Annotated in this window: 10 protein-coding genes; 3 read left to right on the forward strand and 7 right to left on the reverse strand. The window is 53.1% G+C overall.

The genetic code is table 11. From position 1 onward, the window contains the following. Positions 1 to 29 precede the first annotated feature (29 nt). Positions 30 to 803, forward strand: coding sequence for an AMP nucleosidase (locus P8N76_20320; protein MDG2384029.1), 774 nt, complete (start codon positions 30 to 32; stop codon positions 801 to 803). 25 nt (positions 804 to 828) lie between these two features. Here the strand turns inward: P8N76_20320 and P8N76_20325 are convergent, their stop codons facing one another. Together P8N76_20325 and P8N76_20330 are read right to left on the reverse strand one after the other, a co-directional pair. Then, the gene (locus tag P8N76_20325; GenBank protein MDG2384030.1) at positions 829 to 3234 is read right to left on the reverse strand and encodes a peroxiredoxin family protein; all 2406 of its coding nucleotides are present in this window, start codon (positions 3232 to 3234) and stop codon (positions 829 to 831) included. Positions 3235 to 3296: 62 nt separating this feature from the next. Then, positions 3297 to 4556: a PQQ-binding-like beta-propeller repeat protein gene (locus P8N76_20330; GenBank protein ID MDG2384031.1), complete on the reverse strand. Its 1260-nt coding sequence runs from the start codon at positions 4554 to 4556 to the stop codon at positions 3297 to 3299. A gap of 363 nt (positions 4557 to 4919) precedes the next feature. On the opposite strand from P8N76_20330, the gene P8N76_20335 reads away from it, so the two are divergent. Further along, entirely contained in the window at positions 4920 to 7973 is a 3054-nt protein-coding gene (locus P8N76_20335; protein ID MDG2384032.1) for a M20/M25/M40 family metallo-hydrolase, read from the forward strand. Between the two features lie 58 nt (positions 7974 to 8031). Here P8N76_20335 and P8N76_20340 read toward each other — a convergent pair whose 3' ends face one another. From P8N76_20340 to P8N76_20355, 4 genes are all read right to left on the reverse strand, one after another. Next, positions 8032 to 8658, reverse strand: a complete 627-nt coding sequence (locus tag P8N76_20340) for a hypothetical protein (protein MDG2384033.1) — start codon at positions 8656 to 8658, stop codon at positions 8032 to 8034. Positions 8659 to 8809: 151 nt separating this feature from the next. After that, a complete protein-coding gene (locus tag P8N76_20345; protein ID MDG2384034.1) occupies positions 8810 to 10297 on the reverse strand; it encodes a hypothetical protein in 1488 nt (495 codons plus the stop codon). Positions 10298 to 10486: 189 nt separating this feature from the next. Continuing rightward, entirely contained in the window at positions 10487 to 11032 is a 546-nt protein-coding gene (locus P8N76_20350) for a hypothetical protein (GenBank protein ID MDG2384035.1), read from the reverse strand. 24 nt (positions 11033 to 11056) lie between these two features. Then, positions 11057 to 11941, reverse strand: coding sequence for a DUF4339 domain-containing protein (locus P8N76_20355; protein ID MDG2384036.1), 885 nt, complete (start codon positions 11939 to 11941; stop codon positions 11057 to 11059). Between the two features lie 452 nt (positions 11942 to 12393). Between P8N76_20355 and P8N76_20360 the strand changes: the two genes are divergently transcribed. After that, complete coding sequence (locus tag P8N76_20360) at positions 12394 to 12999, forward strand: hypothetical protein (GenBank protein MDG2384037.1); 606 nt, start codon at positions 12394 to 12396, stop codon at positions 12997 to 12999. Positions 13000 to 13035: 36 nt separating this feature from the next. Here P8N76_20360 and P8N76_20365 read toward each other — a convergent pair whose 3' ends face one another. Further along, positions 13036 to 14001 carry a hypothetical protein gene (locus P8N76_20365; protein MDG2384038.1) on the reverse strand — a complete coding sequence of 322 codons (966 nt, stop codon included), beginning with the start codon at positions 13999 to 14001 and terminating at the stop codon, positions 13036 to 13038. Positions 14002 to 14014: the final 13 nt, after the last annotated feature.

Here is a 14014-nt window from a genome sequence, read left to right on the forward strand (position 1 = left end):
AACCGTCGAAACAACAGAAAGGGTACCTCATGGTCAGCAAACGCGAATTAGTGATGGATTGGCTGCCACGTTACACAGGAATGCCTTTGGAAGAGTTTGGCGAATACATCTTACTGACAAACTTCCGCAACTATCTGGATCGTTTCTCAGAACGATTCGACTGCGAGATCCGTGGCCAAGATCGTCCGATGCAGGCCAGCACCAGCAGCAACGGATTGACGATGATCAATTTTGGTATTGGTTCGCCAAATGCTGCCAGCGTGATGGATCTGCTGACAGCCGTTCATCCCAAGGGAGTGCTCTTCTTGGGTAAATGTGGCGGACTGAAACGGTCGACGGAAATCGGCCACTTCATTTTGCCAATCGCCGCAATCCGAGGCGACGGTACATCGGATGACTACTTGCCGTCCATGGTCCCCGCCCTTCCCTCCTTCAAACTCCACAAATTTGTCTCCGAGAAGCTGGTGGAGCGATCGTTGGACTACCGAACCGGAGTGGTCTACACAACGAATCGTCGCGTGTGGGAGCACGACCAGGATTTCAAAGAAACGCTACGCAGCATGACAGCAATTGCGATCGACATGGAGACAGCGACTCTATTCGTTGTCGGTCACACGAACCAAATCGCACGCGGTGCCTTGCTATTGGTCTCCGACCTACCCTTAACACCCGACGGAGTCAAAACCGAATCCCGCGATGCAAAGGTCACGCGTGACTGGGCCAACCTGCATCTCGATATTGGTATCGATGCCCTCTCAGAAATTGGCAAGAAGGGCGAAACGATCAAACACTTTCACTATTGAGTGACGAAGCCAGAGGTTGATCGGGTCAACGCGCAACTTTCACTAGCGGAGGCGACGAGTCCTTGGCGTCCTGCGCCAGCAATCGCTTCGCTTCTTTCAAAACAAATTCGTGATCCATGAAAGGTTCATAACTAATATCGTGCCAACGAATCCTACCTTTGCCGTCGATGACAAACGTTCCGTGCAAGGGTTGATCTTCGAAATCATCATAAGCGCGATACTGCTTAAAAACGTCTAACGTTGGGTTGGCCAACAGCGAAAACGGTATATTTCCATCGGTGTAGTTTTCTCGTGATTTTTGCAATCCAGGCTGGTCGTCGGAACTGACCGCCAACAACTCGATGCCGGCATCTATAAATCTTTGCCTTTCAGGCCCGAAAGCTTGCAACTGCTCGGCACAATGCAGGCATCCATATCCAAGATAGAAGATCAGAACAATCGGTTTGCCCCGGTAATCACTCAGCGACACTGTCTCTCCATGATCACTCTGCAACGACCAGGCTGGCGCCGCATTCGGTTGCCAACGAAACGGTCCAAGCGTGTCAAGCTCCGGCCGATCCCCCAGATCATCGGCTCGCTTCAGTTCGGGTCGCCAGTCTTCCGACCATTCCATCGCCGTGGCGATCGGCTTTAGACGTTGAAAGCCTGGAATATCAAGATCGATTTCGGCACCATTTTCCTGCAATTCCTTCATGGCTTCCATCGCCTCGTCCTGCTTACCAGCTTGCCAGAGAATGTGTGCCTTGTGCGCAAGCGGCAAGCACTCGCCCGGATGACTCTTGGCATAATCAGCAACCCGTTTGATTGCTTCGTCGGTTTTTCCCGCTTGGAGCTGGAGGAACGCGAGATACCAGCGGTCCACCTCACCCGCTTTGTCGAACATTTCGATCGCAAGTTCATTCGCTTCGCTTTGCACGGCTAAGTGTCCGTACATTTCCTGCAACGATCGTTCGACTTTTCGAATCTCCAAATCCACGCTACGGCGGGCTGCCTTCACCATTTTCTCCGTGGCTTTTTTATCCTTGCTCTCTTGCTTGGCTTTTGCTTCAGCGTCGCTGACTTTTTGTTCGCGCGAAGCGAACTTCTCGCAAAGCTGTGTCTCCAGTTCGGCGACGATCATGGCGCCATTCGCGAAATCCCCCGAACGAAAATAGGCCCGTCCCAGCAATCGCAGCTGCTTGATTTGTTCGGAAAAGCTGTCGGTAGGTTCGAGGTAGGGGCTGTCAGCCAGAGAAATTGCATCGCTCCACAATTCGGCCGCTTGCAGCACTTGAAATAATCGGGTCCTTCCGTACGCCGCGCTCGACCCTCCCTTTGAGACCAGATTGTACTTTGGATGTCGAGGCAACTCAGTCATATTCTTCGCCAAGTCAACCGCATCATGAATCCGACCGATGTGAATCAAGTCCCGAATCAACCATTCGTTATTGTGAGCAAAGTTATGGATTTGATCGGGCAACAATTGATCTCGCATCATCTGTGCGTGATCGGTACGTGCCGAGGCCTCTTGTTGCCAAGCAGCATCTGAGTAGCGTTTCAATTTTGCATAGATGTGACCAGGCATATGCCACATGTGGGCGATGGCAGGCGCAGATTGTCCACACAACGCTGACGATCCGAGGGCTCGAGACGCCTTTTCTGCATCCCAAAGATGAATTCGGTAATGATGTACCGGATGCATGGGTTCGACATCCAAGACCTGTTGAATCAAACCGTCCACGGCCAGATGGCTCGTAATCTTGATCCCATCGCGCCGTCCCTTCCACAACTCGACCGCGATAAAAGCCTGCGCATCCAAATCATCGGAATAGTCGTAGACGATTTTCTCCAATGCCTTGACGTAAGCCTCTGTCGCTGACTTTCCCTTCTTTGTATTCAAGTAAGTGGACAAAGCGGTGATGTAGCGGCACACTCGATCTGTTGCAAGGTATTTGCGATCAACGGCTTTCTGAATCAGCTTCTTAGCCCGATCGCGATTATTGGCATTGGCCATCGCCATTCCCCAATAGGCCGCGGCGCAATCAGGATCAAGGGCGGCAGCTTGGCGAAAAGAACGCTCGGCTTCAAAAAACCAGAATCCGTGTAACTGCCCAACTCCCTGATTGATGAATTCTTGAACCTCAGGCACCTTGGAGGCCACCGGAAAGTTAATCACCCCCGTCCCTTCCATCAGGTAAGCCGCTTGGCGCGGCCCCTCATTGAAAACCTCACCATGAAATGAATGGCCGGCCAAGGTTTCTTGCGAATCGGGCTCCTCGTCGCTGGTTGATTCCTCAGCAGAAGTCTCAGATGCATTCTTTGAATCCGAATCTTGTTTTGAACTGGCTGCTGGCGGATCCGAAGATGACGATCCGCTCTTCGTCTCCCAGCCCAACGCCACACTCGAGATAAACAGAAGGCCAATCGGAATGACGTTTTGCATGATTTGCATTTTGATTAACTCGTTTTACGGTTGAGCCCCCTGAAGGTTCTCCGCCTGGTTCCTCAAGTCACCTATTGCTGTTGCTTCACATCGTAACAGAACAATAGCTCCTGATCTCGCAAAAAGAGCTTACCGTTCGCAACAATTGGGTGCGTCCAGATCCGACCCTTCGGTTTGCGCAACTCGGTCTGAGGATCAAGTTTGAAACGGCCGTGCTCCCGCCAGCCATCCACCGTCGGTTCAACCAGAGCAACGAAGCCGTCATCTTTACTCAAACAATACAGCCGGCCATCCGCATAACAAAGTGCGCCCTTGCCGAACGCTTCACGCTCCCTCCAAACCAATTCACCACTCATCCATTCCTGACATACCCAACCAACACCATCGGAGTATCCGAACAAATGATCATCTACCAGAACAACTCCTCCGTGATGGTTTTTCATCACCTTCTTGGCTTCTTTACCATAGACACCTGTCACTTCTCCGTCGGCACCGATTTCAAACAAGTCACAACCGCTACCGTATCCGGAGGAAACGTAAACATGGCCGTCGCTGTAGATGGGCGTTGGTACGACGGCAACCCGCCCTGGCCAATCCGTCCGCCAAAGCACGTCTCCTGTCTTCGCGTCGATGCCGACAACGCTATGCTGAGTCAGCTGAATGTACTGACGTCGCCCGTCGAAATCAGCAGCGATAATTGAGGAATAATGAGCAGCATCGGTGAAGCTCTCCGATTGCCAAATCTTTTTTCCTGTTCGTTTATCGAGAGCAATTACCGCGCCTTCGTCGCCCCCCGGCGTGCAAACCAACTGATCCCCATCCACCAATACCGATTCTGAGTAGCCCCAATTTGGCACGCTGCCGCCAAAGTCAGCCAGACTGACTTTCCATTGGACCTGGCCACTTGTTAGATCCGCGCAAATCAAGTTTCCATTGGCTCCCAGCGCAAAGACACGATCTCCGTCAATTGTTGGACTTGAACGCGGTCCGTCGCCCCATCCATTTTCATAATTGTCGCCAACATCAATCGCCCATGATTCCTCCCCCGTATTGGCATTGAGACAAATCAATTGCTCGACCTTATCACGAGCTCCCATGGTAACCAGACGATCCTTCGCAACCGTGGGTGCCGAGTATCCAATTCCGCAATTATCGTTCAACCACAACAGAGGCGGCCCGCCTTCCGGCCAAGCTTGCAGCAGCCCTTTCTCTTGCGAAAGCCCCGTCCGGTCGGGACCTCGCCACTGAGGCCAGTCATTGACCTCAGCAAATGTACTAAGTGTCACGGTCATTCCAATCGCGAACGGGATAAGCAACAAAAGTCGGGACATGGGATAGACTCGTTCGTTTCCAGTTGCCAAAAGGGTTAAAACACGGACAAAGCGAGATGGACGCGAGTATCGTCAGCAATGGTGGGATGGCTGAAAACACTCAAAATAACAGCATTATGATAGCAAAAATGGGGCGTCGAGAACGGAGTAAAAGGGGCGGTTCTTGAGCTCTGCGAGCAAGCCGCTCAGGACGGTCCGGGCGGAGGCCACCAACGCGGGCTACGAAGCAGTGTGGACAAGGCTATGATATAGGAACAGACCAGCTTGGAATCCGCTCCAGTCGCCCCCGCGTTCTAGCAATCGGCCGACGGATTTCGACACGCCTTCCCGCACCGGACATGAACTTGAGGAACCGAGAAACTCATGTTAACTCAGCAACCGACTGTCCAATATCCCTTACAACTGTGTTTGATCCTGGCCTGCCTGGGCGTTTTGAGCAATCCGTCAACCGCCCAACATCCGGACCAGCCTGAGTCGACAAACTCGATTGACTCTGCTGAACAGGAAGGTCAACTTTTGTCCGGCACACGTCAATTGACCTTCGAGGGACGTCGGGCGGGCGAAGGTTATTTCAGCCAAGATGGGTCGAAGATGGTGTTTCAGAGTGAACGAGACACAAAGAATCCATTCTTTCAAATCTATCTACTCGATTTCGAGACAGGCGATGTGGACCGAGTTTCACCAGGTCATGGCAAGACAACCTGCGGCTGGATTCACCCCAGCGGCAAAGAAGTCCTCTTCGCGTCAACCCACGAGGACGACAAAGCGGTTGCCAAACAACAGGAAGAACTCGAATTCCGCGAGTCTGGCAAAGAACGACGATATTCGTGGGATTACGACGAGAATTACGACCTCTTCTCTTACGACACGGACAGCCAAGAATACACGAACTTGACCTCCACGAAGGGCTATGACGCAGAAGCTTCTTGGTCTCCGGACGGGCAACACATCGTCTTTGCCTCAAACCGAAACGCCTATCAACAAGATCTTACTCCAACGCAGCGTGAACGATTCAAGATGGATCCGGCGTCCATGATTGACCTCTATCTGATGAATGCCGACGGCAGCAACGTTCAACAGCTAACCAACGTGGAGGGTTATGATGGCGGCCCATTCTTTTCACACGATGGCAAGCGAATTTGCTGGCGCCGATTTTCGCCTGACGGGGCAACCGCCGAGATCATGTCGATGAACACGGATGGCGGCGATGTCCGCACACTGACTCGCTTGGGTGCCATGTCGTGGGCGCCCTACTATCATCCTAGCGGCCAATATCTCATCTTCGCCACGAACGTCCACGGCTTCGGGAACTTCGAACTCTATTTAGTCGACAGTGAGGGAAAGCGAGAGCCCACCCGTGTCACCTACACCGATGGTTTTGATGGACTGCCAGTTTTCACGCCTGATGGAAAGCAACTTGCTTGGACAACAAATCGGACTCGAGGAAAACAGTCTCAAATCTTCCTATCGGACTGGGACCATGACGCCGCGTTAGCACGACTGGGGTTATCACGCAACGACTCACCCGGGACGGACGTATCCGTGGCCGCGGATGCTGCCGCGGACTCGTCACGAATCACGACAGCCACCTGCAATCCCGAGGACATCCTTCGTCACGTTGGCTATCTGTGCCGACCGGAATTGAATGGACGTCGCACCGGCACTCGCGGTGAATTACTTGCAACGGCCTACGTAGCAGCTTACATGGACCAGCTTGATCTTCGCCCCGCCGGTGACGATGACGGCTGGTTCCAATGCTTTGAATTTGCTTCAGGCGTCGCATTGGGCAAAGACAATCAACTGAAGGCTGGCGACCTCTCCTACCAGCTTGAAAAAGATTGGACCCCGCTGGGGTTTTCCAAAGTCGGCCCCGTCAATAAAGCGCCCGTTGTTTTCGCGGGATACGGCATCGTCGCACCTAGCGATGATGGTCAAGCCGAGTATGACTCGTTTGTGCATTTGGATGTAAAAGACAAGTGGATCATGGTCTTTCGGTTTATGCCGGAAGATATCAGCCCTGAACGCCGTCAGCACTTGGCAAGTCACTCGAGCCTGCGATTTAAGGCGATGACAGCAAGGGAGCGTGGCGCTCGCGGCTTGATCGTTGTCAGCGGTCCGACTTCGGGTGTCAAAAACCAACTCGCTTCATTTCGCTTCGACGGATCGTTAGCGGGGAGCGGCCTGCCCGTGATCAGCGTTTCCGACCAGGTCGCCGATTCGTGGCTCAAATCCACCGGCAAGTCACTGAAAGATCTCCAAACCAAGCTAGATAGCGGTGACCCGCAGATGGGTTTTGAGGTTGAAGGCGTGCAAGTCACAGCTAACATCGACATTGAGCAAATCGAACATCAAGGACGAAATGTCTTGGGCCGCCTGCAGGTAGGCGAGCAGCCTTCAAAACAAATTGTGATTGTCGGGGCTCACATCGATCATCTGGGTTCCGGCCCAAGCAGCTCCTCGCTGGCTCGAGACGATGAACAACAGGGCGTTCACTGGGGAGCCGATGACAACGCGTCGGGCGTCGCCGCAATGCTGGAAGTCGCCCAATGGTTAAGTTCGCTCAAGGAAGCCAATCAGCTACCGATCAAACGAGATATTATCTTTGCGGCATGGTCAGGCGAAGAGGAAGGACTGATCGGCTCCAGCCATTTCGCGAAAACTTTTCAGCTTCCAAGTCACGATCACCACGCGCATGCGCTGGCTGGAGATCCTCATGCGCTGGCTGGAGATCCTCATGCAGGCCCCGAGGCGCCGTCCCTTTACCCCACAATCGCCGCTTGCATCAACATGGACATGGTCGGACGATTGGACAAAAAACTCATTCTCCAAGGCGTCGGATCTTCCAGCGTTTGGAAAGGTGAAATTGAACGGCGAAATGCCGTCACCGGGTTACCCATTACGATTCAAAACGACAGCTTTATTCCTACGGATGCCAGCACTTTCTTTATCCGGGGAGTTCCGATTCTATCCGCTTTTACGGGTTCCCACGAAGACTACCACACGCCAAGAGATACGCCGGACAAGCTGAACTACGACGGCAATGCCCAGATCGCAAAATTCATGGGTTTGGTAACTCGTTCCATCGCCAGTCGTGATGATGCGCCCGACTATGTTTCGCAAGAGCGTCCCAAAGAGACTCGGGCCAACTTGAGGGCCTATCTGGGAACCATACCGGACTACGCCGAATCCGACGTAAAAGGGCTACAAATCTCAGGGGTGGCGAAAAAGGGCCCCGCTGCCCTGGCTGGCCTGAAAGGTGGGGACGTCATTGTGGAATTAGCAGGCAGAAAGATCGAGAACATCTATGATTACACTTACGCAATCGAAGCATTAAAGATTGGTCAACCAACCAAGATTGTCGTGCAACGAAAGGGCAAACGACTCAAGCTCGAAGTCACGCCCGGCTCGAGAAATTAGAAACAAACAGGCAGCCGATCAAACGACTGCCTGATGATAGGCTAAGCCATATTCATGCCTAGCGTTGTAGACCTGGGCGTTGCGCTTGTCGGATTTGACTCGGCTCGTTTCGCCTCGCAATCTCAGCATCGACCGCATTCCGCTTTTGCTGTGCATCTAAGGGATCCTCAAAGTTGAGAATCAAGGGATCTTGATCTTCGAAGACCCGCGTGGCCATCCCAGCAATCGCCCAACCCGAATCTTCCTTCCGCAAAATCCAAACAATCTCATAGGTCTGTTCTTGTCCACTCTCGTCCTTGTCTGTCCAAGTACAGAGGACGTGAGCTCCACTCTGCTGTTTACCAAAATACTCGACCTCGTCGACATTGAATTTTGCAGTTGGGCTTCCGGGAGGCTTAATCGCAGCCTGAGTACGTTGCATTTCAGCCTGTGCAACCTTGGTCAGCATTGATGTGGCGAGCGCCTCATCACCACTTTTCAACGCATCAAGGAAGCTCGATACAGCCAAATCGGGCGCCGCGGGAAGATTCGTCGAAGTCGTGACTGTCGACTCACCTTGAGAAGCGGGCGCTTGGGCCGTCGTCGCATTGCCGTCTCCCGAATCGGCCGGTTTGCAACCAAAATTGGCGAGAAGCACCGCACAGGCGGCAAACAAAACAGTTTTACTTGTTGGGGGCAACAGCATAGTCGGGCCTCCATTTCCCGAATCCAATGTCTCGCGATAAGCTCCTGCTCGAAGAAACGCTCTCATCAAGCCGAGTTGGGGCGAAGTGTGCCAAGAACCCCCCGGAACGTCAAGACGGATTCATCCGTAAAATCGGTTACCGTGCCAGCAGCTAAAAATCGGCCATTTCTCGCTCATAGAGAGCAAGTTCTGATTCGAAGCGATCTTTGGGAATTTTCCAATGCGGATCGTCATCCGTGTAAGCGTTGCAGTGAGCCACGAGCAATCGATAGAGGAATTTATGCAGATGTCGTGGTACGCGCAACGATCGGAAGCCATCGAGTAGGCGTGCGTGGGTGATCGAATCATCGAACAAATCAGAGATAACTGGTTTCTTTCCGTCTGCTGCACAAGCCCTGAGCCGAGCATTGGCAACATCAAAGAGCGCTTCCCCGGTCCAAGCGAGAGATGGCACCATATTTTGCTTATCGAGACGCGCCCGCTGTACGAACTCCCGCCCCTCGCGTTCGATGAAGTATTTCAACTCGGCTGGCAGCATCATTTTCACGCCAATTCCTGGATGCTTGAGAAACTTGTTGTCCAACATTGGCCAAATCAGTGCTTTCATCAAGTCAGCCGAACCATTAATCGCATGGGGCTCATCGACTCGGTCGACTAAAACCAAAATACCGCCGAAATCAAGCGCCTCGAGGACCGATTGGAGCTTGCTGATCAATTCGTAACGATCATCGGACCGTTCATGATTCGGTAGCGGTTGTCCGGCGATTTCCCCCACCGTGAATTGCATTAAAACTTTGCGGAGCGCGTTGGTCGAACGCGAAATGACACGCAAACCACGATTAATCCCCATCGCGGTTAACAGTCGACTGAAAAACTTCCAGATCCATGGTGACCAACCGATTAGGAGCACCAGGAAGTAGACCCAGGTGGGTGTTTTTTCCCAGACTTCCTGCACCTGGGGATTTCCATTGGCGTTCAGAAACAGGGCAAGTGCGGTAATTAGCGTAACGACCGAGACCCCCATCCCCAGAATAACTGGCATGCGAGCTTTGAGCGTCCAGAAATGAAGTTTGCGGCGCAGTCGATTCCAACGACTTACAAACGGCTCATCTATCGACTGGTCGTAGCAGGCCGCCAACAGCAACAAATCACGCCGCTGATGTCGATCAAGTTTTGACAGATCTTTAATCGGACCATCTGGGTGATGCTTCTTGAGGACCCGGTTTACGAGGTCGGTGACCCCAAGACTCAGAATCGCATCCATATGATCCCACAACCGCCACGAAGCGAGGGCGCGATCGATTCGTCTCCGCCGATGCGGTAATCGATTGACGAAATGATCAATGAACGGATTGAAATCATCGTATTGAATCGTGAGCAATCGTTGGCTGGGATGCGTCCGATTAAACTCATCTAAGTGCCGAACGATTTGCAGCCGCATGGCCGTTTTACCGGCGCCCTTTTCGCCGAAAACAACGGATGTGGACGGTTCGGCTGGGTCACCGTAAATCTTATCCCAGGAGGGATGGTAGGTGTTGTTGATGCAGAAATCCTTGAAGACCGGATCGGACTGCGCGTCCTCTTCTGCAAACGGATTGCGACCAATGCCGTAGTGGTCCAAAAAATTTTGAATATTCATCCGACCCTATACCAGAATTGTGCCCCCGTTTGATCGGACGCAGGACACACGGGAAAGAAACCTTAGAGCGATTTATCAGTGCGAACGGATCGAGCATCACAATGCGACGCCGCCCTCGACTCTTCTCCGGACAACCATCTAGTATAGCCCACTCTTCGACTTGACCACCGAAAGGATCAGAACTGCCAGCTAGTTTGATTTGATGCTGTTGATCATCTGCTGGAATGCTTTTTCATTTGCCGAAATGGTCGCGGCTGGGCCATAAAACTTGAGGAAATAGAGCCCCCCCGATTTCATCTCAACGATCGCACCAAGCATGCGGTAATCGGCTCGTTTTGTGGCTGGCGCAAACGGACCTCGACGGTCATTATAGGTACCCCGAAGATCGATCTGATGGACCTTCATTCCGTTAACCTGACTGTCCTTGACTACCTTCTTCACACCCGCTGCGTCAAACTGGCCAACCCATCGAGCAAGATTATCCTTTACCGACCCACCCGCCGCCATCATCGTCAAACGACCGGCAATCGAGTCTCCCGCTTTCGCCGGTGCACTGTACTCGTGCTCAATAATCCGCACGGAAGGCTGCTTGCTATCCCACTGGCCGGGTACCTGCAGCGATACGGCACCGTTGGCTCCCTGTACCGGTTTACTCTCCGCAGCTGTCAACCCACTCGCCAAACCATGGAACACCCAACCACCCAGCAACAGTCCCGTCATTACAGCAGCACGCATCGTAACCTTCCTTTCAATCGGTGACTAATTCATAACTTGTACGACGTAAATGAGAGCGGCAAACAGGATCACGCAAGCCACAATCAATGATCCCACCAGCGGTAACGTCATTTTGGTCGATTTACGTTTCCGATGAATCTCCGTAGACGCAACCACGCTCGGCTGAGTCACGATTCGAGGAACCTCCGCCAAGGCGGCGTGACTCCCCGGGGTTAACAAGCCGGAAAAAGTACTGCCTGCTGACTGCCACTCCGGCCATCCTTCTCGCCAAACGAGCGAATCAATCGTGACTCGTCCTTCGGCAATCCAGCTCCGCATGATATCGCCAGAAGCCGGACCGAACTGACCACCTGACGGTGGTCGAACGTACCAAACCGCATGCGGCGCCTCGCTGATCGGATCTACCGTCGCTGCCGGTGTCGAACGGTCCAACTCTGCTCCTTCAGTCATAACCTGAGGCGTTCCAACGGCCTCCGGTATCTTGGCAACTTCCCTGCCGTGGGGCTCCGCACGAATTCGCAAATCTAGACCAGAGGGGTCTGCTTTTTGCCGAAGTTCGGCTCCAAAACCCACATCATCAACGGGGTCACGCCCCACGGGGTTAACGGCAGGTTGATTCGCATTGCCCGCGATTTTGGCTGCAGATACGCCTGGAAGAGCAGCATCACCCGATTTGGATTGTGTGGGCGGATGTCGCTCCGTGGCCGCCTTGATCTGCTCTTTCCCAAGCGCCACCCCTGGATCGACGGACACCTCTTCGTCTGATTGGACATTTTTGACCAGATCTGAATCAGATTCTGCGGGAATCTGGAATTTCGCCCCGCATTTGGGACAGATCCCACGTTTTCCGGCCAAGAATTCTTTGACGTTCAGTCTGTGGCCACTCGGACACCGAAAGCGAATACCCATCTTTGGTTCTCTGTCCAATCGCTGATTCGGGGTGAACGCATCCTCGAGCGTGCACCGACGGGAAGGCAAAAAAGGGGTAACACTTTTATTCAAATTAACTTATATTATAGGAGTCTACTATGGGTAGAGGTAGTTAGTCTGCACATTCGCGACCTGTTTCCTCCCCGCAAACCGACTGAAATAGCGGCTGCTAATTAAGACGTTCCTGCTCAATTTACCGACCAAACAATGTCCACATGCCCTGATTTGGCCTGAGGATACGCAGCTATCGGCTCTCTCGCTTTGGATCAACCGGTAATTTCGATTCGAGCCCGATTCCATTGCTAATTTCACTTGCCCATCGCTTAGATCCAAGACATTTTTAAGGGTGGCTTGCTTGCGGCAGCGAACCCTCTGAGCAAGATCTGTCGAACAACACCCCAGAAATTAGATAAGACCCAGGAAATTCTGAAATGGACCGGATTGAACATCGCCACAACGATGAGTACGAAGGCCCCATCGAAATCGCGTTGGTTGGCGATTTGACGGATAATGAAGGCGAGCTGACCGATCGTTTGCTGGCTGTACCTCCCAACGGAGAATGCACGCTTTTCATCGATTCCCCAGGTGGCAGCCCGTACTGCGCAATCGCCCTCACCACCTTGATTCGCCTCCGTGGCATTCGAGCGACGGGCATTGTAACGGGCGAATGCTCATCGGCGACCTTGTGGCCCTTTGCAGCTTGCGAGCGTCGGATCGTGACTCCGTTCAGCGTGCTCCTATTCCACCCGATGAAGTGGCAGAGCGAAGAACACGTGGGTTTGCAAGAAGCGGCAGAGTGGGCTCGACACTTCGGCTCGTTAGAAGGCGACATGGACCGTCTTTTGTCGGACCTACTGGAAGTCGACTCTAAACTGCTGGATGACTGGATTAACCCAGGGCGATATGTGTCCGGACGCGAATTCGCCGAAGCAGGACTTGCCGAGCTAATCACACTCGAACAAATCACTCGCAAGCCGCCGGCAGCAAGCAACGGGACCAAGGTTACCGCCGCCAAAACTAGCAGCCACACCTCCTGATGCTGGCGGGTCAGACGACTGCTCGATAATCAGCAATCACGCTCGGTATAACTCATGGCAATCGCTGCAACTTTTTTGCATCTTTCCCGCCGATTCACGCGCCCCGCCATAGTCCTCTCGTTTCACCGCATCGACGATCTCTAACGCCGCATCTTTCAGTTGGCGACAATAAGCAACGTAGTCATCGTCATCCGCATCGACCATTCCTTCTCGTGTCAGCACTTCAGCCATACTAGCCATGAGCTGTCCCTCACGAACGATGCGCTCACGCTCTTTTTTGAATTCCTGTTCCGAGGCAAGCCACGACGCCAAACGGTCTTGTTGAGACTGCTTAATCCGCATCATCAGCGGTGCACGCTCGCAAATTGCAGACCAACCGGCATCGGTGTCAGTGGCATCGGTGTCAGCGGCGAGAGTCGATCCACCCACCAAATCTTGAAAATCGATTTGACGCTGTTTTGTTTCCCGATATACCCCAGTTGTGCCGATTTTTGCATTCTTGGCGGTATGAGCCATTCGATCTCGAGCAATGCGAGCCGACTTCTTCCAACGCACTTCCCCATCGTACTGGTCGACGATGGCAAACAACATGGCGGCGGCAGTCAAATCGATTCGCGCTTGTCGGTAGCCTAGCCCCTTAAAATGACCTGCTGAGGTGAGTGATTGATCTAGGCGAAGCTTGATCGCTTTCACTTCATCCTCGATGGTTGACGGAGAAACGATGGCACTCCATGCGAACGAGCCGGCCACTTGGTTTGCTTCCCCTGTCGGAGACTTGACGGTCTGGCCGTCGGTTGCCCCAGCTCGTGTCGACCGGCGGGGGCGTGAACCGAGCAAACCTTCCGCAAAAGCGTCGTCGAAGAAAATACCAGCGGCACCCTGTTCAAAACGGGGATATCGAGCGCGAGGCTCCTGCGGTTTTTGAGTTTGCCCCCACAACAGCGCAAAACTGACAAACATGCCAAGCCCAATCGCAATGCTGGCAACAAACGACTGTTTCATGGGAAGCCTCAAA

The organism is Pirellulaceae bacterium, from assembly GCA_029243025.1.
Taxonomy (GTDB): Bacteria; Planctomycetota; Planctomycetia; order Pirellulales; family Pirellulaceae.

Coding starts and splice junctions, on each gene's coding strand:
- P8N76_20360 (MDG2384037.1), top strand. CDS start 12,394: ATGGACCGGATTGAACATCGCCACAACGATGAGTACGAAGGCCCCATC.
- P8N76_20335 (MDG2384032.1), top strand. CDS start 4,920: ATGTTAACTCAGCAACCGACTGTCCAATATCCCTTACAACTGTGTTTG.
- P8N76_20320 (MDG2384029.1), top strand. CDS start 30: ATGGTCAGCAAACGCGAATTAGTGATGGATTGGCTGCCACGTTACACA.
- P8N76_20345 (MDG2384034.1), bottom strand. CDS start 10,297: ATGAATATTCAAAATTTTTTGGACCACTACGGCATTGGTCGCAATCCG.
- P8N76_20350 (MDG2384035.1), bottom strand. CDS start 11,032: ATGCGTGCTGCTGTAATGACGGGACTGTTGCTGGGTGGTTGGGTGTTC.
- P8N76_20365 (MDG2384038.1), bottom strand. CDS start 14,001: ATGAAACAGTCGTTTGTTGCCAGCATTGCGATTGGGCTTGGCATGTTT.
- P8N76_20355 (MDG2384036.1), bottom strand. CDS start 11,941: ATGGGTATTCGCTTTCGGTGTCCGAGTGGCCACAGACTGAACGTCAAA.
- P8N76_20325 (MDG2384030.1), bottom strand. CDS start 3,234: ATGCAAATCATGCAAAACGTCATTCCGATTGGCCTTCTGTTTATCTCG.
- P8N76_20340 (MDG2384033.1), bottom strand. CDS start 8,658: ATGCTGTTGCCCCCAACAAGTAAAACTGTTTTGTTTGCCGCCTGTGCG.
- P8N76_20330 (MDG2384031.1), bottom strand. CDS start 4,556: ATGTCCCGACTTTTGTTGCTTATCCCGTTCGCGATTGGAATGACCGTG.